The sequence below is a fragment of the Microbispora sp. NPDC049125 genome (assembly GCF_040802045.1).
In the GTDB taxonomy this organism is placed as follows: domain Bacteria; phylum Actinomycetota; class Actinomycetes; order Streptosporangiales; family Streptosporangiaceae; genus Microbispora.
In genome coordinates this window covers 64634-86259 of record NZ_JBEZDW010000013.1, presented here as the reverse complement: position 1 = coordinate 86259, position 21626 = coordinate 64634, and the positions used below count along the sequence as shown (strand labels likewise).

21 protein-coding genes are annotated in these 21626 nt (G+C 71.3%); 12 read left to right on the top strand and 9 right to left on the bottom strand.

What is annotated here, in order from left to right; translation table 11 throughout:
• Positions 1 to 58 precede the first annotated feature (58 nt).
• Positions 59 to 1177, bottom strand: a complete 1119-nt coding sequence (locus AB0B72_RS17260; RefSeq protein ID WP_367739777.1) for a sugar ABC transporter substrate-binding protein — start codon at positions 1175 to 1177, stop codon at positions 59 to 61.
• Between the two features lie 231 nt (positions 1178 to 1408).
• Positions 1409 to 2134 carry a sulfite exporter TauE/SafE family protein gene (locus AB0B72_RS17255; RefSeq protein WP_367739776.1) on the bottom strand — a complete coding sequence of 242 codons (726 nt, stop codon included), beginning with the start codon at positions 2132 to 2134 and terminating at the stop codon, positions 1409 to 1411.
• Positions 2135 to 2324: 190 nt separating this feature from the next.
• Between AB0B72_RS17255 and AB0B72_RS17250 the strand changes: the two genes are divergently transcribed.
• Positions 2325 to 2636: a ribbon-helix-helix protein, CopG family gene (locus AB0B72_RS17250; RefSeq protein WP_367739775.1), complete on the top strand. Its 312-nt coding sequence runs from the start codon at positions 2325 to 2327 to the stop codon at positions 2634 to 2636.
• On the top strand, positions 2626 to 2958 hold the full coding sequence (locus AB0B72_RS17245; protein WP_367739774.1) for a type II toxin-antitoxin system PemK/MazF family toxin: 333 nt from the start codon (positions 2626 to 2628) through the stop codon (positions 2956 to 2958). Before AB0B72_RS17250 ends, AB0B72_RS17245 begins: the two co-directional genes overlap by 11 nt.
• A 53-nt stretch (positions 2959 to 3011) precedes the next feature.
• Here AB0B72_RS17245 and AB0B72_RS17240 read toward each other — a convergent pair whose 3' ends face one another.
• A complete protein-coding gene (locus AB0B72_RS17240) occupies positions 3012 to 5786 on the bottom strand; it encodes an aconitate hydratase (protein ID WP_367739773.1) in 2775 nt (924 codons plus the stop codon).
• Positions 5787 to 6035: 249 nt separating this feature from the next.
• A complete protein-coding gene (locus AB0B72_RS17235; protein ID WP_367739772.1) occupies positions 6036 to 6755 on the bottom strand; it encodes a metal-dependent hydrolase in 720 nt (239 codons plus the stop codon).
• A 428-nt stretch (positions 6756 to 7183) separates the two neighbouring features.
• On the opposite strand from AB0B72_RS17235, the gene AB0B72_RS17230 reads away from it, so the two are divergent.
• The 8 genes from AB0B72_RS17230 to AB0B72_RS17195 all read left to right on the top strand — a co-directional run bounded on the left by AB0B72_RS17230 (position 7184) and on the right by AB0B72_RS17195 (position 12986).
• Positions 7184 to 7918 (top strand): PadR family transcriptional regulator, encoded by a 735-nt coding sequence (locus AB0B72_RS17230; RefSeq protein WP_367739771.1) that lies wholly within the window; start codon positions 7184 to 7186, stop codon positions 7916 to 7918.
• Between the two features lie 4 nt (positions 7919 to 7922).
• Complete coding sequence (locus AB0B72_RS17225) at positions 7923 to 8501, top strand: DUF1707 domain-containing protein (RefSeq protein ID WP_367739770.1); 579 nt, start codon at positions 7923 to 7925, stop codon at positions 8499 to 8501.
• 264 nt (positions 8502 to 8765) lie between these two features.
• Positions 8766 to 9926, top strand: coding sequence for a ThiF family adenylyltransferase (locus AB0B72_RS17220; protein WP_367739769.1), 1161 nt, complete (start codon positions 8766 to 8768; stop codon positions 9924 to 9926).
• Between the two features lie 98 nt (positions 9927 to 10024).
• Positions 10025 to 10150, top strand: a complete 126-nt coding sequence (locus AB0B72_RS17215; RefSeq protein WP_367739768.1) for a hypothetical protein — start codon at positions 10025 to 10027, stop codon at positions 10148 to 10150.
• 81 nt (positions 10151 to 10231) lie between these two features.
• Positions 10232 to 11446: a hypothetical protein gene (locus tag AB0B72_RS17210; protein WP_367739767.1), complete on the top strand. Its 1215-nt coding sequence runs from the start codon at positions 10232 to 10234 to the stop codon at positions 11444 to 11446.
• Positions 11421 to 12065 carry a DUF6879 family protein gene (locus AB0B72_RS17205; RefSeq protein WP_367739766.1) on the top strand — a complete coding sequence of 215 codons (645 nt, stop codon included), beginning with the start codon at positions 11421 to 11423 and terminating at the stop codon, positions 12063 to 12065. Before AB0B72_RS17210 ends, AB0B72_RS17205 begins: the two co-directional genes overlap by 26 nt.
• Positions 12066 to 12144: 79 nt before the next feature.
• Positions 12145 to 12270 carry a hypothetical protein gene (locus AB0B72_RS17200; protein ID WP_367739765.1) on the top strand — a complete coding sequence of 42 codons (126 nt, stop codon included), beginning with the start codon at positions 12145 to 12147 and terminating at the stop codon, positions 12268 to 12270.
• A 107-nt stretch (positions 12271 to 12377) separates the two neighbouring features.
• Positions 12378 to 12986, top strand: coding sequence for a DUF6879 family protein (locus AB0B72_RS17195; RefSeq protein ID WP_367739764.1), 609 nt, complete (start codon positions 12378 to 12380; stop codon positions 12984 to 12986).
• A 57-nt stretch (positions 12987 to 13043) separates the two neighbouring features.
• On the opposite strand, the gene mug is transcribed toward AB0B72_RS17195, so the two are convergent.
• From mug to AB0B72_RS17175, 4 genes are all read right to left on the bottom strand, one after another.
• On the bottom strand, positions 13044 to 13601 hold the full coding sequence (gene mug, locus AB0B72_RS17190; protein ID WP_367739763.1) for a G/U mismatch-specific DNA glycosylase: 558 nt from the start codon (positions 13599 to 13601) through the stop codon (positions 13044 to 13046).
• Positions 13602 to 13705: 104 nt separating this feature from the next.
• Positions 13706 to 16192 (bottom strand): polynucleotide kinase-phosphatase, encoded by a 2487-nt coding sequence (locus AB0B72_RS17185; protein ID WP_367739762.1) that lies wholly within the window; start codon positions 16190 to 16192, stop codon positions 13706 to 13708.
• Complete coding sequence (locus tag AB0B72_RS17180) at positions 16192 to 17841, bottom strand: 3' terminal RNA ribose 2'-O-methyltransferase Hen1 (protein ID WP_367739761.1); 1650 nt, start codon at positions 17839 to 17841, stop codon at positions 16192 to 16194. The genes AB0B72_RS17185 and AB0B72_RS17180 overlap by 1 nt, the downstream gene beginning before the upstream one ends.
• Before the next feature lie 49 nt (positions 17842 to 17890).
• Positions 17891 to 18808 (bottom strand): LLM class F420-dependent oxidoreductase, encoded by a 918-nt coding sequence (locus AB0B72_RS17175; RefSeq protein WP_367739760.1) that lies wholly within the window; start codon positions 18806 to 18808, stop codon positions 17891 to 17893.
• A 93-nt stretch (positions 18809 to 18901) separates the two neighbouring features.
• Between AB0B72_RS17175 and AB0B72_RS17170 the strand changes: the two genes are divergently transcribed.
• Positions 18902 to 20029, top strand: coding sequence for a hypothetical protein (locus AB0B72_RS17170; RefSeq protein ID WP_367739759.1), 1128 nt, complete (start codon positions 18902 to 18904; stop codon positions 20027 to 20029).
• 62 nt (positions 20030 to 20091) lie between these two features.
• Complete coding sequence (locus AB0B72_RS17165) at positions 20092 to 20928, top strand: MerR family transcriptional regulator (protein ID WP_367739758.1); 837 nt, start codon at positions 20092 to 20094, stop codon at positions 20926 to 20928.
• A 108-nt stretch (positions 20929 to 21036) separates the two neighbouring features.
• On the opposite strand, the gene AB0B72_RS17160 is transcribed toward AB0B72_RS17165, so the two are convergent.
• Positions 21037 to 21513, bottom strand: coding sequence for a hypothetical protein (locus tag AB0B72_RS17160; RefSeq protein WP_367739757.1), 477 nt, complete (start codon positions 21511 to 21513; stop codon positions 21037 to 21039).
• Positions 21514 to 21626 lie beyond the last annotated feature (113 nt).

The window sequence follows — 21626 nt, the reverse complement described above, 5'->3', positions numbered from 1 at the left end:
GGGGAGGCCCCTTTGACGGGCCGTCCCCGGGGGGCGCGTGCCGTGCCGGACCGTGTAGCTACTGGATTCCGGCCTTGGCGCACTTGTCGGCGAACTCGCCCGCGCACAGCTCTTCCTTGGTGACGAACCCGTCGTCGACGACGTCCTTGACGTTCTCGGCGGTGACCGGAAGCGGGTCCAGCAGGACGGAGGGGACGTCCTGGCCGGTCTGGCTGTCCTTGGTGACGCCGCTGACGGTCGGCTTCTCGCCCTTGGCCAGCGCGACGGCCAGGCCGGACGCGGCTTCGGCCTCCTTGCGGACCGCCTTGTAGACCGTCATGCACTGGTCACCGTTGAGGATGTTCTGCAGGCCCTGGACGCCGGCGTCCTGACCGGTCACCGGCACCTTGCCGTTGAGCTTCTGCTTCTTCAGCACGGTGATGGCGGCGTTGCCCAGGTTGTCGTTGGCCGCGAGCACGCCGGTGATCTTGGAGTTGGAGGTCAGCATCTGCTCGAAGATCGTGCCGGCCTTGCGCGGGTCCCAGTCCGGCACGGACTCGTCCGGGCCCTTGATGTACTCGCCAGAGTCGTACTTGGGCTGGAGCACTGCGTCGTAACCGGCCTTGAACAGCGTCGCGTTGTTGTCGGTCGGCGAGCCGTTGAGCTCGGCGATCACCGGCTTGTCGACCTTCTTGTCGGTGAGGCACTTGACCAGGCCCTCACCCTGGAGGGTGCCGACCTTGGTGTTGTCGAAGCTCACGTAGTACGAGGCGCCGCCGCCGAGCGTCAGGCGGTCGTAGTCGATGACCGGCACGCCCTGGCCCTTGGCCTTGTCGATGACGGCCTTGCCGGTGCCGCTGTCGAGGTTGACGATCAGCAGCACCGTGGCGCCGTTGGTGATCATCTGGTCGGCGATCGTCTGGAAGGCGGTCTTGTCGTTCTGGGCGTTCTGGATGTCGTAGGCGACGCCCGCGGTCTTGAACGCCTCTTCGAGGAACTTGTGGTCGGCGCTCTCCCAGCGGGGAGACGACTTGCTGTCGGGAAGGATGACACCGATCTTGCCGGGCTTGGCGGCGGGCGCCGAGGCGGAGCCGCTGCTCTGGGTGCCGGTCGTGCCACCGTCATCGCCCCCGCAGGCGGTGAGACCGAGAGAGAGCGCCGCGGCGGCGGCGGTCAGGCCGAGGATCCCCTTGCGCATGGGTGCACCGGGTCCTTTCTGCAGAAGATGGCCACTCGAGGCGTGGCGTGGGGGTCTGTGTCACTGAGGCCCGGCCGAGCTCTGACCGGGAGGAAGAACGGCTTTCGCCGGTTCTCGGCTCGACCGATTCTTTGAATGTTGTTTGCGGCAACGTATTCCGTCCCGAGCGCCCCGCGCCAGACCTCCGGCGGTCAAAGTTGTTGCAGGCGGTAACAATCGGGAAACGCATGCTTAACCGGCCAGGCTCTGCGCGATCAGGACGAAGGACGAGACGGCCGCCACCACCAGGATCCCGGCCCGCACCCGCCCGCCGTCCAGGAAGCGCCGCAGCGGGCCCGACACCAGGAAGCCCGCGACCATGAAGGGGATGAGCGCCGCCCCGGCCCCGAGCGTCCGCGCCGGAAGGCGTCCGACCGCGGCCAGGATTCCCAGGGACTGCAGGGCGCTCGCGAGGAAGAACATCGCGAGCGTGGCGCGGACCCGCGGCCCCTTCGCGCTCTGGTAGACCAGGGCCATCGGCGGCCCGCCGATGCCCGTCGCGGTTCCCGTGATGCCGGACAGGAATCCGGCGCCCACCAGAGTGCCCCGGTTCCGCGGGATGACCGCCGACCGCGCGGTAAGAGCCACGGCGGCCACCACCATCACCCCGACGAGGACGCCGAGCGCCCGGGTGCTCACGTACACCACGACCAGCCCGCCGGCGACGCTGCCCGGGAGCCTGCCCAGCAGGGCGAAGCCGAAGCCGCGCCAGTCCACCCGCCGCCACTCGGCGGCCAGCGTGAAAAGCGGCAGCGTGGCGTTGACGACCTGTACCGCTCCCGGCATGACGGTGGGGTCCAGCAGGGCGATGAGCGGCGAGGCGACCAGACCGAGCCCGAAGCCGACGCCGCCCTGCACCACGGCCCCGGCGAACACCGCCAGGCCGCCGGCGAGCAGGACGAACATCTCGTGACTCATGAGCGTGGACCCTAGCCGCGCGGCACCGCCACGGGGCAACCGGTTATCCCGTTCACGGCCGTACGCCCGTTAAGCCAGACAATCACCGTCAGTAATCGAAATGTGTTGCGAGAGTAATCACAGGGCGCGTAGCCTACTCATGGCGCGAAGCGGTAGCGAGTTTTGTAGACACGGACGTAGATTCTTATGTATGAGCGCCGATCAGAAGCACACCACGATCCGGGTCAGTTCCGATCTCCGGGACATGATCGCGAAACTCGCGGAACAGGAGGGCAAGAGCATGACGGCACTGGTGGAAGACGCCGTGAAGGAACACCGGAGGAAGCTCCGCTGGCAACGCGTCGCGGAGCAGATGGAGCGGACGCGGCGGGAGGATCCGGAGAGCTGGGCGGAGTACATCGAGGAGAGGGACCAGTGGCTCGGCGGGCCCTCGCGATCCAGGCGGATAGCCCCGGAGTGGGAGGGACTGATCGACTTCCCGGAGGAGCACCGTGAAGGTTAGGCAGGGCGACATCTGGTGGGCCGACCTCGGCGAGCCGATCGGACGGGAGCAGGGATACGACCGCCCTGCTGTCGTGGTCAGCAATGATCGCGTCAACAGGACCGTGTGGGACCCGATTCTCGCCGTTCCCCTGAGCACGCGGTTTCGCGGCTGGGACACGCACGTCGAGATAGCGCCGGAGGGCACCGGCCTGCCGAAGGCGAGCTGGGCCATGACCGAGCAGGTCCGCGCGATCTCCCCAGAGCGGTTCGGCACGAGGATCGGCGGCGTTCCTCCCGAGGTGCTGTCGGAGATCGCCGAGTGGATCCACGAGATGCTGTAGCGAAAGCCGTCCGGGATGGATGACGGCCACCCCGGACGGCCTTCGGCGGCACTCTAGCTCTTGGCGAGCAGCGAGCGCAGGACGTACTGCATGATGCCGCCGTGGCGGTAGTAGTCCGCCTCACCAGGGGTGTCGATGCGCACGACGGCCTCGAACTCGACGTCGCCGGCGCGGACGGTGACGGTGGCCGGCGTCGTGCCGTTGTTGAGCTCCTCGACGCCGACGATGTCGAAGGTCTCCTCGCCCGCGAGGCCCAGGGAGGCGGCATTCTGCCCCTCGGGGAACTGGAGCGGGAGCACGCCCATGCCGATGAGGTTCGAGCGGTGGATGCGCTCGTACGACTCCGCGATCACCGCGCGGACGCCGAGCAGCGCGGTGCCCTTGGCCGCCCAGTCACGCGACGAGCCCGAGCCGTACTCCTTGCCCGCCAGGACGACCAGCGGGATGCCGGCGGCCTGGTAGTTCTGCGACGCGTCGTAGATGAACGCCTGCTCGCCGCCCTTGGTGAAGTCACGGGTGTAGCCGCCCTCCACGCCGTCGAGCAGCAGGTTGCGCAGGCGGATGTTGGCGAAGGTGCCGCGGATCATCACCTCGTGGTTGCCCCGGCGGGAGCCGTACGAGTTGAAGTCCTTGACCTCCACCCCATGCTCGCGCAGATAACGCCCGGCCGGGGAGTCCGGCTTGATCGAGCCCGCGGGCGAGATGTGGTCGGTCGTGACCGAGTCGCCCAGCCGGGCCAGCACGCGAGCCCCCGTGATGTCCGTGACGGGCTCCGGCGAGGCCGGCATGCCCTCGAAGTACGGCGCCTTGCGGACGTAGGTGGACGACGGGTCCCACTCGAAGGTGTTCCCGGTCGGGATGGGCAGCGACCGCCAGTGCTCGTCACCCTTGAACACGTCCGCGTAGTCCCGCAGGAACATGTCCTGGCCGATCGAGTCGCCGACCACCGCGGCGACCTCCTCCGGAGAGGGCCACACGTCGGCGAGGAAGACCGGCTTCCCGTCCGACCCGGTGCCCAGCGGCTCGTTGTTCAGGTCGATGTCCATGGTCCCGGCCAGCGCGTACGCCACGACCAGCGGCGGGGAGGCCAGATAGTTCATCTTGACGTCGGGGTTGATCCGGCCCTCGAAGTTGCGGTTGCCGGACAGGACCGCGGTCACCGCGAGGTCGGCCGACTGGATCGCCTCGGAGATCTCCGGGTCCAGCGGCCCGGAGTTGCCGATGCACGTGGTGCAGCCGTAGCCGACCAGGTTGAAGCCGAGCTTGTCGAGGTACGGCTGGAGCCCTGACCGCTCGAAGTAGCCGGTCACGACCTGCGAGCCGGGGGCCAGCGAGGTCTTCACCCACGGCTTGCGGGTGAGGCCGCGGTCGACCGCGTTGCGCGCGAGCAGGGCCGCGCCGAGCATGACGAACGGGTTGGACGTGTTGGTGCAGGAGGTGATCGCGGCGATGGTCACGACACCGTGGTCGATCTCGAACGACGTGCCGTCCGCCAGCGTGACCGGCGTCGGCCGGTGCGGCCGGTCGCCGTTGCGCGGAGCCGGGTGCGGCGCGTCGCCGTTGCTTCCGTGGGAGATCGCCGGGGAGTCGGACGCGGGGAACGACTCGGCCGACGACTCGTCCGTCGGGCCCTGGACGCTGTCGCCGGCGGCGTAGTCGCGGACCGCCGCGCGCCACGAGGACTTGGCCTCCGACAGCGCGATACGGTCCTGCGGGCGCTTGGGCCCGGCGATCGACGGCACGACGGTCGACAGGTCGAGCTCGATGTACTCAGAGAACTCGGCCTCCGGGGCCGACGGGTCGAGCCAGAGGCCCTGCTCCTTGGCGTACGCCTCGACGAGCGCGACCTGCTCGGCGGAGCGGCCGGTGAGCGTGAGGTAGTCGATCGTCTGCCCGTCGATCGGGAAGATGGCGCAGGTGGAGCCGAACTCCGGGCTCATGTTGCCGATGGTGGCGCGGTTGGCCAGCGGCACGCTGGACACGCCCTCGCCGTAGAACTCGACGAACTTGCCGACCACGCCGTGCTTGCGCAGCATCTCGGTGATGGTGAGCACCAGGTCGGTCGCCGTCGCGCCCGCGGGCAGCTTGCCGGTGAGCTTGAAGCCGACCACCCGCGGGATCAGCATCGAGATCGGCTGGCCGAGCATGGCGGCCTCCGCCTCGATGCCGCCGACGCCCCAGCCGAGGACGCCGATGCCGTTCTCCATCGTGGTGTGGGAGTCGGTGCCCACGCAGGTGTCCGGGTACGCCTTGCCGTCGCGGGTCATCACGACGCGGGCCAGGTGCTCGATGTTCACCTGGTGGACGATGCCGGTGCCGGGCGGGACGACCTTGAACTCGTCGAACGCGGTCTGGCCCCACCGCAGGAATTGGTAGCGCTCGTGGTTGCGCTCGTACTCCCGCTCGACGTTGCGAACGAAGGAGTCGGCGCCGCCGAAGAAGTCGACGATCACCGAGTGGTCGATGACCATCTCGGCGGGCGCGAGCGGGTTGATCCTCGCCGGGTCGCCGCCGAGGTCGCGCACCGCCTCACGCATGGTCGCGAGGTCCACGACGCAGGGGACGCCGGTGAAGTCCTGCATGATCACCCGGCCGGGGGTGAACTGGATCTCCACGCTGGGCGCCGCGTTCGGGTCCCACCCGGCGACGGCGCGGATGTGGTCGGCGGTGATGTTCGCGCCGTCCTCGGTGCGCAGCAGGTTCTCCAGCAAGATCTTGAGACTGTACGGGAGGCGCGCCGACCCCTCGACGGCGTCCAGCCGGTAGATCTCGTACGACGCGTCGCCGACGTGCAGCGTGTCACGGCTGCCGAAGCTGTTCGCGGACACGAAGTTCGCCTCCCCAGGTTTCCGGGCTTGTGTCAGAAGTTCGCTTATGCATCCTGCCGCACCCTTGGGACGTTCCGGACAGCCAGGTGTCCCTCACCCGCCATGGCGACAAGATGTCTCGATATCAAGATATCGCCTCAGATATCTCGACATCAAATTACCGATCAGTAGGCGCAGACGAGCGCACGAGCGCACGAGCGGCCCGTACGCCCGGCGCGCCCTCGCGGGCCAGAACCGGTCAGGCGGGCATCAGGCGGGCATCAGGCGTAAGCAGAGCAGGGCGATGACCACCACCGACAGGGCGGGGCCGAGGATCTGCTTCTCGAAGGTCTTGCCGGTCTTGATCCCGATGTCGAACGGCAGGAGCCACCGGCCCTTGATGGGCCACAGCACCGGGCAGCCCCGCTCGGTCAGGCAGTCGCCGATGACGTGGACCAGGCAGCCGATCCCGATGGCGATCCCCAGCCAGGAGTAGGTCACCCCGAGCGAGTAGAACGTCAGGTACAGCCCGGCGGTCATCGCCACGTTGACGGCCGCCGAGGTGAGCGTCTTGCCCGGGACCCCGAAGCCCACGGCGCGGAGCGCGAGCCCGATCATGAGGACGACCACGATCTCCCGTCCGACGGCGTACCGGCCGGCGAGGAGGTGGACGCCCACCCCGGCGAAGGCGGCGAACAGCAGGGAGTGGGTGGCGTGCCGGTGACCCCCGCTGATCGCGTTGACTCCCCTGCTGAGGAGGTAGGTGGCCGGGCCGAACGTCTGCGCGATCGTGGCGCTGGGATGGTCGAGATCGGGCAGCATCGCTGCGCCCGCGCAGATCACGGCTCCGGCGACGAGCTCGGGAGGCGTGAGGATCGGCCCCGTCACCGTCGCGAACTCCGGTCCCAGTACTCCCGGCAGGGCGACCAGGGCGGGAGCCACCGCCAGCCACACCGCCGCTCCGCTCAGGGCGTGCGAATGCCCCATCATGACAAGATCACGCCTGGAGACTGTACGGCAAGGCACCGACAAAATCCGCGAAGCACCCATCCGGCGCCACACGTGTCGCTCCGGCCGTCCGGAAGGGCGCACGCCGGGAGCAGACCGGCCACTAGGCCGTATGGGGCCGACGCCGGTCGGCGGACGAGCCGGGAAGACACTTCCGTGAGCCGTCCCCCGGAATGACAAGACGGGATCGTCCCGCTCCAAGAGCACCCCCCAGCCCTCTCAGAGCAGAACAATCCCGCCTTCATGCCAGATAACGCCCCGGTCTCGGACCATGTTCCCGGGCCGCGAAAACTTTCCCCGTGAGCTGTGTCACTTCCATGGAATCGACGGAACGGCTTGCGGTCGGAACACTAGCGATATATCTTTGAAGCATCGAGAACAGGTCGTGGAACGTCTGATCGGAGACACGAATGGGTTCCAGCCACACGATGGGCGGCCCCTGGGCCGACCCGCACGACATCCGCCGCGCGATGCGGCACATCGTCCATGAGGCCATGAGAGGAGCAGCCATGTGGAAGCACGAGCACCACGACGCCGGCCATTCCGAGGAGCACCGGCACAGGGGCGGGCCGAGGGGACGCGGCGGCCCCTGGGGCGGCTTCGGTCCGGGTGGCCCAGGCGGCCTGGGGCCGTTCGGAGTCGGCGGCCACCATCCGTTCGGCGGGCGGGGCTTCGGGCGGGGCCGCAAGGCCAAGCGCGGCGACGTCCGCGCGGCCATCCTGGCGCTGCTGTCGGAGGAGCCGCGCAACGGCTACCAGATCATCCAGGAGATCGCCCAGCGCAGCGAGGGCGGCTGGAAGCCCAGCCCGGGCGCCGTCTACCCGGCCCTGCAGCAGCTCACCGACGAGGGCCTGGTCCGCGCGGAGGAGACCGACGGGCGGAAGACCTTCCAGCTCACCGAGGCCGGCCGTGCCTACATCGCGGAGCACGAGGACGAGACCCGCGCCCCCTGGGAGGACATGACACCGGACATCGGGGACAATGTCCACGAGCTGTTCGACCTGTCCCGCCAGGCGGCGTCGGCGCTGTTCCAGATCGCCCAGGGAGGCACGGACGGACAGGTCCGTCAGGCCAAGCAGGTGCTGGCCGAGACCCGGCGCAAGCTCTATCAGATCCTGGCCGACGGCGACCCCGCCGAGGAGTGAGCAGATGTCCTCTCCGGACGATCTACGAATTGGAGACAGCGAGCGCGACGAGGTGACGCGGGTCCTGCACGACGCGTTCGCGCAGGGCCGCATCACCCGCGAAGAGCTGGACGAGCGCGTGGAGAGCGCTCTGTCGGCCCGCACGGCCGGCGACCTGCGCCCGCTCACCGCCGATCTGCCCAGGCCCGAGGGCGCGCAACCCCGGCGCGGCCGGCAGGGCGCTCCCTGGGAGGGCCCCGGCCGGCCGGCCGGGCACCACGGCGATCCCGTGGCGGGCCTGTCCGGCCTGCCCGGCGATCCGCGATGGCCGGGACGCCACGGCGACCTCGCGACCTGGGGATGGCATCTGGCCGCCGCCCGGCGAGGACGGCCCGGCCGGCCTCCGCGCGGGGCGCGGCACGGCGCTCCGCCGATCGCGTTCCTGATTCTGGCGGCCCTGCTGGTCACCGCCCTCGTCACGGGCGTGGGCTGGCCGCTGCTCGGCGTGGCCAAGCTGCTGTTCTTCGTCTGGCTGTTCACCATGGTGTTCGGCATCCGCCGCCACCGCCACCGCCATCACCACACGCACTGGCACCGCACCTGATCTCTGCCCGCATCCCCACCGGACAGAGGTCCCCGTCCCGGGCCCGGCCTGGTCCGCACCGGCCGCCGGTGCGGATCATGCCGTCACCGCACCGCAACCCTTTAGGACTTGAAATCCGTACGCCCTGGTGATGATTTGTCAGAGTAGAACCGGTTTGGGTCGATTGCCCGATCTACCCCGGCCCCCGGTTCCGAGTGCGTGACGACGAGCTGACAGCGGGACGGACGACCCGTCCCGCTCGTCCGTACGCGAGGGGAACGGGCAATGGTGCTGCGGCCACGGGTCAAGAAGAGGCATGAGCCGTTCAGGTTCGACGACGGGACGGTACGCATCGGCGGGGAGATATACGGGCTCGCCACGGAGATCATCGATCCCACGGGGGGCGCGTGGACCGCGCTGACCCTCATGGACGGCACGCGGACGCCGGCCGACATCGCCGACGCCGTGTGCCGGCGGCTCCCCGGCCTGTCCGGGCCGGAGGCGTCCAGGATCGTGGCGGCGCTCATCGCGTCAGGCCATGTGGAGGACGCCTCGGCCACGGCCCCCGAGGAGCTCACCGAGCGGGAGCGTGAACGGTACGGCAGGAGCCAGGCCTTCTTCCACCAGGTGGACCTCACACCCCGGGCCCACGGCTGGGAGGCGCAGCTCAGGCTGAAGGCCGCCCGTGTCGTGGTGCTCGGCCTGGGCGGGACCGGAAGCCACGCCGCGTGGGCGCTCGCCGCCTCCGGGGTGGGCCGGATCCACTGCGTCGACGCCGACGTGGTGGAGCTGTCCAACCTCAACCGGCAGGTCCTCTACACGGAGGACGACCTCGGCCACGCCAAGGTGGACACCACCGTCGAGGCGCTGCGCCGGGTGAACTCCGACATCCAGGTCACCGGCGAGCGGAGGCTGATCTCGAGCGAGGCCGACCTGCTGTCCGTCGTACGGGGCCAGGACGTGCTGGCCCTCTGCGCGGACGAGCCCCGGGGGCACGGCATCCGGATCTGGGCCAACCGGATCTGCGCGAGAGCGGGTGTGCCGTGGGTCGGCGGCGGCTACAACGGCCCGCTGGTCACGGCGGGCACCTTCGCCCCGGGGCGCGGGGCCTGCTACGAGTGCCTGACGGAAGGCGAGGCGCGCCGCCGCAGGCCCGGTCTGCCGGTGGATCTCGGCGGGCCCGGCGTGGTGGCCGCCTCCGCCGGCATCTCGGGCAATCTGGTTGCCCACGCGGTGGTTTCGCTGATCACCGGGGTTCCCGAGCCGGCCGTCGGGACGCTGGTGGGGCTGAACCTCATCGCACCCGACCATCACGTGCTGGTGCGCCATCCTCCGCGCCCCGGATGCCCCGTCTGCGGCACCCCGGTCGTCCCGGCCACCCCGACGCCCCCGGCGGCCCCGGCGGCCCCGGCCGCGACGTACGCGGCGCCGCCGGCGCCGGAGTGACGGCCGGAGCAAAGGAGCCTTGACCGGCCGAGTAAGAGAACCGACCATTGGGATGTTCTCGCGCGAGGTTCGGACCGACGAACAGCGGAAGGTGTTCGATGACGCCTCAAGACAGGAACGTTCCGCAGGCCGACGACATGGCTGAGGCGGAGCCGGCCGAGATCCTGATCCGCCGGCTGGACAGGATCGAGACGACGGTCGCGAGTCAGGGGAACTCCACCTGAGACCGATGCCGACCGGAGTGGGCGGGATGTCCCCCGCGACGGCGCGCTCGCCCACCCGGCGGAAGGCGGGACCCCCTTGCCATGACACCCACCCGGATCAGCCTGCATGATCTCGCGATCCGCCGGGATCGCGATGAGTGGATCGTCGGCCGAATGGACACCGGCGACGTCGTCGCCGTGCCGTCCGAGGGGATGCGCGTCGTCCGCCTGCTCCAGGAGGGGGTCACGGTCCCCGAGGTGGAGCGGCGGATCAGCGCGGAGACCGGCCTCAGGCTGGACGTGCGCGGCTTCGTCGACGGCCTGGTCCGGGCGGGTCTGGTGGCGGCGGTGGACGGGCGGCCCGTGGAGACGCCCGCTCCCCCGCGGCCCACCCTTCCCCGCCTTCTCCCCCGCCATGTGCGGTGGACGCTGAATCCACTCCTGCACGGCGCCTTGATCCTCGTGATCCTGGCCGGGCTGGCGGCGGCCGTGCTGCGGCCCGGCGCCGTACCGGGATGGCGCGACCTGCTCTGGAGCGGCCTGGGGACGCCCGTGCTGCTCACGCAGATCGCGATCGGGTGGCTGCTGATCGTGCTCCACGAGTGCGGCCATCTCTGCACGGCCCGCGCCGCGGGAGTGCCGGGGCGGATCATGCTCGGCACCCGCCTGCAGTTCCTCGCGGCCCAGACCGAAGTGTCGGGAGTCTGGCTGGCGGAGCGGCGTGTGCGGATGACGGTCTACCTGTCGGGCATGGCGCTGGACGCCACCCTGTGCGCGGCCTGCCTCCTGCTGATCGTCTGGCTCGGCCCGCATCCGGCTCTGTCCGTCACCGTGCTGACGACGCTGATCATGCTGTCGGGCCAGTTCCTCGTGTTCATGCGCACCGACCTCTACTTCGTCCTGCAGGACGTGACGCGCTGCCGGAACCTGTACGGCGACGCCGGCGCCTATCTCAGGTACGTCTGCCTGCGGGCCCTGCTGCGCCGGCCGGCCGATCCGCTGGCGCGGCTGCCGCGCGCCGAGGCCCGCTGGGTGCGCGCGTACACCGCGCTGCTCGTCCCCGGGACGGCGCTGAGCCTCGCCGTCGCCGCCGCCGTCACGCTCCCCGCGACGCTGAGCCTGCTCGCCCGCGCCGTACGCGAGGTGCTGGACCGGCACGACGGGGTGACCTCGGCGGACGGCGCGGTCGTGATCGCCGTCGTCGCCGGGTTCCAGGGCCTGTGGGTCAGGACGTGGTGGCGCCGCCACGGCCTGCGGGTGCGTAACGCCGCCAGATCCCTGAGGAGAAGCCGTGACCCGGACGCATGTCTTCGCTGACGTCTGGAACGCCGAAGGCGAGTCCCTCGCCCTGCGCGACTACCAGGCGGAGTTCGACGAGGTCTACCGCGCGGCCGAGGGGGAGGTGTGGAAGCTCGAGCGCGCGCAGCACTTCCACGAGCCCGACGTGCCGAGCTGGCGGGCCGCCCACGAGGGCGACTGGCCACTGGCCCTCGACCTCATCGAGGAGACGCGGGAGCCGCTCACGGCGATGTACCGCGAGCGCGCCGCGTTCCTGCGCCTTCGCGTCGTCGAGATGCCCCTGACCCCCTACATGCGGTGGGAGGCGCACGTGTTCTCCGTCCGCGCGGCGGCCGGGGAGAAGATCAGGGTGCTCACGGCCTCCGCCGTCGCGGATCTGGAGCGCGGGGCGCCGCTTCCCGAGTTGGTGATCTTCGGCTCGGACCTGATGTACCAGGTGTGCTACGACGAGATCGGCGCCGCGTCCGGTGCGCGCCGCATCCGCGACACCCGCGTCGTCGCCCCCTGCCTCACCGCCCTGGCCTCCCTGTACCGCGAAGCGGAGGACCTGCTCCCGTTCTTCGAGCGCGAAGTGGCCCCGCTGCCCCCTCCGGCGGACCTGTCGCAGCCCCCGCCCCGTACAGGAATTGGGTCTTGACCAAGCAGGGGGTGCGGCGAAACATCAACCTGTCGCCCTCGAGGGAGAGCTTGCGGCACGGCCGGCAACGGAGGTGCGGATGGGACCGATCGACGCAGAGGCCGAGGTGGAGGAGATGGAGAAAGCTGCCACGAAGCGGATGATCAGAGTCAGACGGCTGGACATGACCGAGACCACCATGTGCAGCAACTCGACGGGGAACTGACCGACACCAGCACGTTCGATTAAGACAAGAGCGCACCGGGTCTCACATCCGGGCGGGACCCGGCGCGCATCATTCACGCGATTTCGGCTTCGGCCGGAGGAGGACCCATGCCCGGAACCGTGTTCGAGCAGGTCAGGCGAGTCGAGGGAGTGACCCTGCCCGCCGAGGAGTACGGCGCCGAATTGCACGAGCACCTCAGCCGGCTTGAGGGGGTCGTCTGGAAACTGGAGCGCGCGCAGCACTTCCACGAGCCCGGCGTGCCGAGCTGGGTCGCCATGGTGGACGGCGACTGGGACCGCGCCGTCGCCCTGATCGGAGAGATGCGCTTCGAGGACGACCTGCCGCCCCGGGCGGAGCTGCGCCGGCTGCGCGTCGTCGAGACGCCGCTCACGCCGTACCTGCGGTGGGAGGCCGCGCTCCTGACGGCCAGGACGCGGGCGGGTGAGCGGGCGCGGGCCCTTGACGCGCGGGCCGTGCGGCACCTGGAGGACGCCGCTCCGCTCCCCGAGCTGGTCGTCGTCGGGCCCGACCTGATGTACGAGGTCCTGTACGACGAGATCGGCGCCCACACGGGAGCGCGCCGGATCACCGACTCGCGGCTGATCGAGCCGTGCGCGCAGGCGATCGCCGCCCAGTACGAGGAGGCCGAGGAGATGACGGGGTTCTACGACCGTGAGGTCGCGCCGCTCCTCCCGCCGACCGGCACCCGGACCTGATCGGCTGCCGTTCCCTCGCGGCACTCAGACAGCACTCAGACAGCACTCAGACGGCACTCAGGCGGGGTTCGCCGCGGGACGGCCGCCGGGGCGGAGCCTTGCCATCTCGGCGGCGATGGTCTCCAGGGTCCAGTGGGCGTTCAGCCCGCTGGGGTTCGGCAGCACCCACAGGGCGGCGCCGCCGACCGTCTCCTCCTGCGGGCCGATCCGCGCGCCGGGGCGGGCGAAGGCCAGCCGGTACGCGGACACCCCGGCCACGGCCAGCGTCGCCGGCCGGGCCTCCTCCACGAGCCGCGCGAGCCGGGCGCCGCCCTCGCGGAGCTCTTCCGGGCTCAGCTCGTCGGCGCGCGCCGTCGCCCGGGCGACGATGTTCGTGATGCCGAGGCCGTACGACGGGAGCAGGTGCTGCTCGTGCGGCGCGAGGCGGCGCGGGACGAGGCCGGACAGGTGGAGCGCCGGCCAGAACCGGTTGCCCGGCCGGGCGAAGTGATGGCCGGTCGCGGCGGAGTAGAGGCTGGGGTTGATCCCGCAGAACAGCACGTCGAGGCCGGGTCCGAGCACGTCGCCGATCGTGGCGTTCCTGGCCGCCTCCAGATCGGCCTTCGTGGGGGTCATGCCGCGATGCTAGCCGCCTCCCCGAAGCCGCGGATCACGGCCCGGGGATCACAGCCCGGGGATCACAGCCCGGGGATCACAGCCCGGGGATCACGGCCCGGGGATCACAGCCGGGGGTCCACCGGCTGGGATTCGAGCGCGAGCACCGCGAAGACCGCCTCGTGGACCCGCCACAGCGGGGCGCCCTCCGCCAGCCGGGCGAGCGCCTCCAGGCCAAGCGCGTGCTCCCGCAGCGCCAGCGAACGCTTCTTGCCGGTGAACCGGCGCCGCAGCACGCCGAGCGACTCGGTGTAGTCGGGGCCGTAGATGATCCGCAGGTACTCGCGGCCGCGCACCTTGATCCCCGGCTGGACGCGCCCGGGCGTGAACTCGGCCGGCTTCACGACCATGCCCTCGCCCCCGGCGGCCGTGAGCGCCGACCACCACTCCACGGCCGCCTCGCGCTCGGCGGCCGATCCGAGCGACACGAAGACGTGCCTGGTGGGGGTGGCGACCTCCGGATCGAGGCGGCCCAGCAGGTCCAGGTGCCACGCGTGGGGCTCCTCGACGGTCGCCCTGCCCTCGCAGGCGAGGATCTGGAACGGCGCCAGCCGTACGCCGTCGAGGCCGGAGACCGGCCAGCAGTAGCGCGCGTAGGCGTCGCGGAACAGGGCGGCGTTGGCGGCACGGCGGCGGGTGCGGTCGAGCAGGGTGCCGACGTCCATGCCCCGCGCGGCCGCCTTCTCCAGCGCCGCGACGGCCTCAGGCAACGCCGTCCTCGCCGCCGCGCCCACCGAGGCGTACTGGTCGCGGATCAGGCCTTCCGCCTTCGCCGACCAGGGCAGCAGCTCGCAGTCGAGCACCACCCAGTCCGACCGCAGCTCCTCCCACAGCGGTGCGGCGGCCTCCCGGAGCCGGTCCACCAGCTCCGTCTGGCGAGGGTCGTCGAAGAACGGCCGGCCGGTGCGCGTGTAGACGCTTCCCGTCGCGCCGTCCGCGACGCCGAACCGCCGCGCGGCGGCCTCGGGCGTCCTCGCCAGTACGGCTATCGCCCGCGAGCCCATGTGCTTCTCCTCGCAGACGACCCGCGAGACCCCGGTCCTGGCGAACTCCTCGAACGCCTCCTCGGGGTGCTCCAGGAAGCCGTCGAGCGCGGAGGTCTCGGAGGGGGCCATCGTCGGCGGGAGGTAGACGAGCCAGCGCGGGTCCACGGCGAACCGGCTCATGATCTCCAGTGCGGCCCGGGAGTTCTCCTCGGCCACCTTGATCCGGCCGCCGTGGCGCGTCTCCACGAAGCGGGTGCCGTACACGTCGCCGATGTCGAGCACGCCGGGGTCGCGGGTGGGCCGGGGGGCGGCCAGCGGCCGGACCGGCTCGTACCAGACCTTCTCCGCCGGCACGGACACGAGCTCCCGCTCCGGATAGCGCAGCGCGGTCAGCCGCCCGCCGAAGACCGCCCCGGTGTCCAGGCAGATCGTGTTGTTGATCCACTCGGGCGTGAGCACCGGCGTGTGGCCGTAGACGACCATCGCCTGCCCTCGGTAGTCGTTCGCCCAGGGGTAGCGCACCGGCAGGCCGTACTCGTCGGTCTCCCCCGTGGTGTCGCCGTACAGCGCGAACGACCGCACACGGCCGGACGCCCGGCCGTGGTAGCCCTCCTTCAGCCCGGCGTGGGCCACCACGAGCCGGCCGCCGTCGAGCCGGTAGTGGCTGATGAGCCCGTCCATGAAGGCCCTGGCGGCCAGGCGGAACTCCTCGGGCTCGACGGCGAGCTGGGTCAGCGACTGCTCCAGGCCGTGGGCCACGCGCACCTTGCGCCCGTCGAGGGCACGCACCAGCTTCTGCTCGTGGTTGCCGCACACGCACAATGCGTCGCCGGCGGCGACCATCCCCATGACCAGCCGGAGCACGCCGGGCGTGTCGGGGCCGCGGTCGACGAGGTCGCCGACGAAGACGGCCGTACGCCCCTCCGGGTGGGCCGCGCCCGTCTCGGTGACCTCGTAGCCGAGCTCGCGCAGCAGGGACTCCAGCTCGGACCTGCATCCGTGGACGTCCCCGATGATGTCGAAGGGACCGGTCAGCTCCGTCTTGTCGGTCCACGCCTTGTCGAAGGCGATGACGGCGTCGTCGATCTCGTCCCCGCGCAGCACGTGGACGCGGTGGAAGCCGTCCCTGGAGATCTTGCCGAGCGACCGGCGCAGCTCACGGCGCTGCCGGGCGATCACGTGCGGGCCGAACGACCGGTCGGGCCGGGTGGCGTTGCGCGCGACCGCCACCTCCTCCGGCACGTCGAGGACGATCGCGTCGGCGAGCACGTCATGGGCCCTGGCCAGGTCGATCAGGCTCTTGCGCGCCTCCCACTGCACGTTCGTGGCGTCCACGACCGTGAGCAGCCCGCGCCGCAGGCGCGTGCCGACGATGTGGTGCAGCAGCGCGAACGCCTCGGGCGTGGCCGTCTGATCGTTCTCGTCGTCGGAGACCAGGCCCCGGCAGAAGTCCGAGGAGATCACCTGGGTAGGCGCGAAGTGCCTGGCCGCGAACGTCGACTTGCCGCTCCCCGAGATCCCGACCAGGACGACGAGCGACATGGCCGGCACGTTGACTTCCCTCATCACGGCCCTCCCGTGCTTCCATGCGACGCACTGCTCGCGGGGGACCCGGCCTCGCGGGGTACGGCGGCGGCCGGCTCGCGGGGTACGGCGGCGGCCGGCTCGCGGGGTACGGCGGCGGCCGGGGACAGGGCGAAGACGGCCATCTGGGTGGGCGGGCCCACCTCGGGGTCGTCGTCGCCCACCCGGCGCAGCTCCACGGTGTAGCCGTGCCGATCGCACACCCCGGACGCCCACTCGGCGAACTCGGCGCGCGTCCATTCGAACCGGTGGTCCGGATGCCTGCGGGCGGGGGCCCCGCCGCCGGCGGCCAGGAACTCGTACCTCACGTTGTGCTCCACGTTGGGCGTGGTCACGATGACGTGGGCGGGCCTCGCCACGCCGAAGACCACGTGTTCGAGCGCGGGCAGGCGCGGCGGGTCGACATGCTCGACGACCTCCATCAGCACCGCCGCGTCGTGGCCCCCGAGCCGGGCGTCGGTGTACGTCAGCGAGCCCTGGAACAGCTCCAGCCGGGCCCGCTTCGCGTCCGGCATCCGATCGATCTTGAGGCGGCGGCCGGCCATCGTCAGCGCGTGGGCCGACACGTCCATGCCGGTGACCTTGGCGAAGGAGGTGTCGGCGAGCAGCGCGGTCAGCAGCTGACCGGACCCGCAGCCCAGGTCGACGACCGTGCGGGCGCCGATCTCCCTCAGCACCGAGACAACCGCGTCCCTGCGCACGACGTTCAGCGGCGTCCTCGGCTCCTCCGGCTCCGGCCCGCCGGATCCGGTCGGCGGCACGCTCGCGTCCGCCACCTCCGCCACCTCCGCCACCGGGCTCCGCTCCGGTGCCGCGGGCTCTGGCGGTACTGCGGACTCTGGCGGTGCCGCCGCGTCCTCCTCGACCGGCGGCTCCAGGGCCTCCTCGACGTCGTCGCCCACCTCCGCCAGCCGGGCGAACGCCGTGCGGGCGAGCGTCCGGCGCTTGCCGAGGTAGCGGCGGGTGATCAGGGCCTTGTCGGGATGGGCCGCCAGCCAGCCCTCCCCTGCCCGGATGAGCTTGTCGACCTCGTCGTCGGCCAGCCAGTAGTGCTTGGCGTCGTCGAGCACCGGCAGCAGGACGTACAGGTGGTTGAGCGCGTCGGCGAGCCGCACCCACCCCCTCAGGGCGAGCCGCACGTAGCGGGAGTCGCCCCAGTCGGGGAAACCCTCGTCGAGGGGGACGGCGTCGGCGTCCACCTCCCAGCCCAGGGGCTCGAACAGGCGGCGTGCGAGGTCGGCGCCGCCCCGGCAGGGCAGCGCGGGCAGAGCAAGCTCCAGCGGGATCGGCCCGTCCGCCAGCTCCTGCCGCGACGCGCACCGGCCCGCCCTGGCCGTGCGGAAGACGTCGGCGAGGGCGGCGGCCAGCAGCGACGACGCGGCGTACGGCCGGTCGTTGACGTACTGGCCCAGCGAGAAGTCGGGCGAGGAGGAGCCGCGGGAGCGGGCCAGCCGCACCGGGTCGACCTCCAGCAGCAGCGCGGCCGTGCAGCGCTCCTCGCCCGCTTCCGGGTAGAAGACCCGGGCGACGCCGAACGACCGGTCGAACTCCTGCACCCGGTCGGGATGCTTGTGCAGCAGGAAGCCGAGGTCCGTGGCCGGACGCAGGGTGGTCGTGATCGTGAGGAGCACCCGGCAAAGTGTGCCGGATGCCCCTTTTGACCGCTAGCGATTTCCCGGATCAGACGTGCGGAAGCACCTCGGCCGCCAGCAGCTCCAGGTGATCGAGGTCGCCGAGATCCAGCACCTGGAGGTAGACCCGCTCGGCGCCGAGCTCGGCGAACCGGCCGATCTTGTCGACGATCTCCTGAGGGGTGCCTGTCAGCCCGGAGGAGCGTATGGCCGCGGGGTCTTGTCCGATGGCCGCCGCCCTGCGGGCGAGCTCGGCGTCGTCCGCGCCGGCGCAGACGAGGTGGGCCACCGACAAGACGATGGAGTCGCGGCCCGCCGCGTCGCACGCCTCCTTGACCCGGCCGAACGCCGCACCGGTCTCGTCGACGCCTCTGAACGCCACGTTGTACTCGTCCGCGAACCGGGCGGCCAGGCTGGGGGTGCGCCGCACACCGGCGCCGCCGATGATGATCGGCGGCCGGGGGCTCTGCACCGGCTTCGGCAGCGCGGGCGAGTCGGTGAGCCGGTAGTGCGTGCCCTCGTACGAGAACGGCTTGGTGGCGGACCACAGGCCGGTGACGATCTCCAGCTGCTCCTCCAGCCGGTCGAACCGCTCCCCCACCGGCGGGAACGGGATGCCGTGCTCCGCGTGCTCGCCGTCGAACCAGCCGGTGCCGAGGCCGAGCTCCACCCGGCCCCCGCTCATCTGGTCGACCCCGGCGACACTGATCGCCAGTGGTCCGGGCAGGCGGAACGTCGCGGGGGTCACCAGCGTCCCCAAGCGGATCCTGGAGGTCTCTCTCGCGAGCCCGGCAAGCGTGATCCACGCGTCGGTCGAGCCGGGCCCCGGGTCACCCGCGCCGATCCGGGAGTAATGGTCTGACCGGAAGAAGGCGTCGAACCCCAGCCGTTCCGTCGCCTGAGCCACTGCCAGCAGGTCGTCGTAGGTCGCGCCCTGCTGGGGCTCGGTGAAAATCCTGAGCTTCATCCGCCCATTATCGCCTCCGGCGTCGCGGCGGATTGCTAATGTGCAAGCCTCCTGTGCACAACGTAGCGGCAACGTGACAGAGGGTGGTGACAGGTGAGGCCCGGACGGCACGCGCGGGGGGCGGGGACCCTGCCCCGGTCACTCGTGGCCCTGGGCGCGGCGGCCATCCTCGCCGGCACGGGAACCGCCCTGTGGCTCCTGCCCACCGTCCCGGACGCCCAGTGGGCGACGCCGTCCCGTCCCTCTCCGCCGGAGACGCTGGTCGCCGCGCGCCAGACCATAACCGTCCTTACGCAGGCGTCCCCGGCATCGCCCGGCGCGGGCGTCTCCGCGAGCGCCATGCGGCCCCCGGCCGGCTCGGGAGCCCCTCCGTACGGCCGGACGGGCGGGCGGCGCTACGTCGGCTTCCTGGACGTGACGCGGGACGCGAGGGGGGTCGCGGCGCCGGGCCACGACGCCGGCGGTGACCGGCGGGAGCGGGTACGGCGGTACACGATCGGCCACCTGATCGCCGGCCCGGACGGCTGCACGCCGCGATGGGCAGGCTCCACCGCGCAGGGGCGCGGCACGGTGGCGGCGCGGCTCGCCCGGATCCGGGCGGAGGGCGGCGAGGCCCGGCTGGCCTTCGGGGGGCCGTCCGGGCCTGAGCCGTCCGCCACCTGCCGGGGCGAGGCGCGCCTCGTCGCGGCCTACCGCCGGTTGATCGCCGCCTACGATCCCGAGGGGATCGACTTCGAGGTGGCGGACTCCGCCGACTCGCTGGCCACGGGGCGCCGGGCAGGCGCGATCGTACGGCTCCAGGCTGAGGCGCGGGACCGGGGGCGCACTCTCGGTGTCTCCTTCACGCTGCCCGCCACCGAGCGGGGCCTGTCCTCCGCCGACCTGGCGATGCTGCGAGCGACGCGTGAGGCAGGGGCCTCCGTCGACGGCATCGGCCTGCTCGTGCCGGTCACGCCCGGCTCTGCGGCCAACCTGAGCCGCCTCACGGCGGCGGCGAGGTCGGCGCACGACCAGCTCGGAGTGGCGCTCGGCGTGGCCGGCCCCCGGGTGTGGGGGCTCATGGGGCTCACACCGGTCCTGACAACCCCCCGGGACCTCGACACGGCCGACGCCCGGCGGCTGGTGGCGTTCAGCGCCAGGAACGGCCTCGGCTGGCTGTCCGTCCGCGGCGCCACCCCACCCGACGAGGTCGTCGAGCTGCTCGCCGAGCCCGGTCTCTGAGACTTGACCTTGCCCCTGGGGCAGGCCGCACCCTCATGGTGACCAGAACGAGGGAGGCGGTCATGGAGCTGCTGACGATCGGGGCGTTCGCCAAGGCGTCCCGGCTCTCACCGAAGGCCCTGCGGCTCTACGACGAGCTGGGCCTGCTGGTGCCCGCGCGGACGGATCCGCTCAGCGGCTACCGGATGTACCACCCGGCACAGCTCGAACGGGCCCGCCTGGTCGCGGGGCTGCGCCGGCTGGGCATGCCGCTGGCCCGGATCAGGGCGGTCTGCGACCTGGAGCCCGCCGCGGCGGCCGAAGGGATCACTGCCTACTGGGCCCAGGCCGAAGCGGACCACTCCGCCCGCCGGGCTCTGGCCGCCTTCCTCGTCGAGCAACTGACCGGAAAGGACGACCACATGTTCGACGTCGAGATCCGTGACACCCCGGGGCGCATGGTGCTGAGCGCGAGACGTCATCTCACGATCGACGAGCTCAGTGCCTTCGGGGCCGAACTGATGCTGCGTCTGGGCGACGGCACGGTGCCGCACCTGCCCGGCATCGAGGGAGCGCCGTTCCTGATCTTCTACGGGGAGGTGGGCGCCGACAGCGACGGCCCGGTGGAATGGTGCAGGCCGGTTCCCGCCGACGAGGCCGAGCGGATCGCCGGGCGCTTCCCCGATCTGGAGCTGCGCAGCGATCCCCCGCACAGGGAGGCGTATGTACGGATGACCAAGGATCAGCTCGACGCGGCCGGCTCGGTGCGGGCCCTTCAGGCGCTGGCCACCTGGGCCGCCGAGCACGACCTGATGGCGGAGCTCGTCGGGCCGCCGCGTCAGGTCTTCTTCGCCGACATGCGCACGGCCGCCGGCGACACCCTCGTCAGCGACATCGTCGGCCCGCTGCTCCCCGAATAGGGCGACAGTCGTCGTAGCCGTGTCCGCGCCCGGACGCGGGGTTGCGGCCTGGCGTCGGGGCTGGTGAAACTCCCGCCTCGTGACCCGGCAGGGCCTTCGAACCCGGGGCTACAGGCCGGTCATCACCAGGCTCATGTAGTACCAGTAGCCGGTGCCGAAGATGTGCTTCGAGATGTAGGCGATCTGGCCGGTGGCGAGCGTGGCGCAGGTGGAGCCCTTCGCGGTGACCGAGCCGAGCACGTCGCCCTGGCCGACGACGGGCGGGGCGACCTCGCGCAGACTGAACAGCGCTGACCCGGTGGTGCCGATGGTGGTGGTCGGGTTGGCGAAGTTGCCGGAATAGGCGGTGTCACCGTTGTTCATGGCGACGTATTGGTTGCCACTGGGGTACATGTACCCGGCGAGGTTGATCTTGATCTCGTCCCCGTTGTTCTCCTCCACGTCGTAAGCGTCGAGGTAGTTCAGCTCCACCCGGCACGTGGTGGCTGCCGTCCTCGCACCGGCGGGCGAGGCCGCGGACACAGCCGCCGGGACGGCCAGGCCCGCCGTCAGCGCGAGCGCGAGTATGAGCTTGTGAGATCGCATGCCGTTTCTCCCTCTGCTGCCCTGCGTCTCCTGCCGAAACGCCGGTAATCGCAGGGTGCGGCAGGCAGAGTGGGTAGGTCAGTGTCCAAATGCACGCTCTCTCTATGCCTTTT

Bases quoted from the DNA above. Each gene is read 5' to 3' on its own strand.
- AB0B72_RS17260 (WP_367739777.1), bottom strand. From the start codon at position 1,177: ATGCGCAAGGGGATCCTCGGCCTGACCGCCGCCGCCGCGGCGCTCTCT.
- AB0B72_RS17255 (WP_367739776.1), bottom strand. From the start codon at position 2,134: ATGAGTCACGAGATGTTCGTCCTGCTCGCCGGCGGCCTGGCGGTGTTC.
- AB0B72_RS17250 (WP_367739775.1), top strand. From the start codon at position 2,325: ATGAGCGCCGATCAGAAGCACACCACGATCCGGGTCAGTTCCGATCTC.
- AB0B72_RS17235 (WP_367739772.1), bottom strand. From the start codon at position 6,755: ATGATGGGGCATTCGCACGCCCTGAGCGGAGCGGCGGTGTGGCTGGCG.
- AB0B72_RS17230 (WP_367739771.1), top strand. From the start codon at position 7,184: ATGGGTTCCAGCCACACGATGGGCGGCCCCTGGGCCGACCCGCACGAC.
- AB0B72_RS17225 (WP_367739770.1), top strand. From the start codon at position 7,923: ATGTCCTCTCCGGACGATCTACGAATTGGAGACAGCGAGCGCGACGAG.
- AB0B72_RS17220 (WP_367739769.1), top strand. From the start codon at position 8,766: ATGGTGCTGCGGCCACGGGTCAAGAAGAGGCATGAGCCGTTCAGGTTC.
- AB0B72_RS17215 (WP_367739768.1), top strand. From the start codon at position 10,025: ATGACGCCTCAAGACAGGAACGTTCCGCAGGCCGACGACATGGCTGAG.
- AB0B72_RS17210 (WP_367739767.1), top strand. From the start codon at position 10,232: ATGACACCCACCCGGATCAGCCTGCATGATCTCGCGATCCGCCGGGAT.
- AB0B72_RS17200 (WP_367739765.1), top strand. From the start codon at position 12,145: ATGGGACCGATCGACGCAGAGGCCGAGGTGGAGGAGATGGAGAAAGCT.
- AB0B72_RS17195 (WP_367739764.1), top strand. From the start codon at position 12,378: ATGCCCGGAACCGTGTTCGAGCAGGTCAGGCGAGTCGAGGGAGTGACC.
- mug (WP_367739763.1), bottom strand. From the start codon at position 13,601: ATGACCCCCACGAAGGCCGATCTGGAGGCGGCCAGGAACGCCACGATC.
- AB0B72_RS17185 (WP_367739762.1), bottom strand. From the start codon at position 16,192: ATGAGGGAAGTCAACGTGCCGGCCATGTCGCTCGTCGTCCTGGTCGGG.
- AB0B72_RS17175 (WP_367739760.1), bottom strand. From the start codon at position 18,808: ATGAAGCTCAGGATTTTCACCGAGCCCCAGCAGGGCGCGACCTACGAC.
- AB0B72_RS17165 (WP_367739758.1), top strand. From the start codon at position 20,092: ATGGAGCTGCTGACGATCGGGGCGTTCGCCAAGGCGTCCCGGCTCTCA.
- AB0B72_RS17160 (WP_367739757.1), bottom strand. From the start codon at position 21,513: ATGCGATCTCACAAGCTCATACTCGCGCTCGCGCTGACGGCGGGCCTG.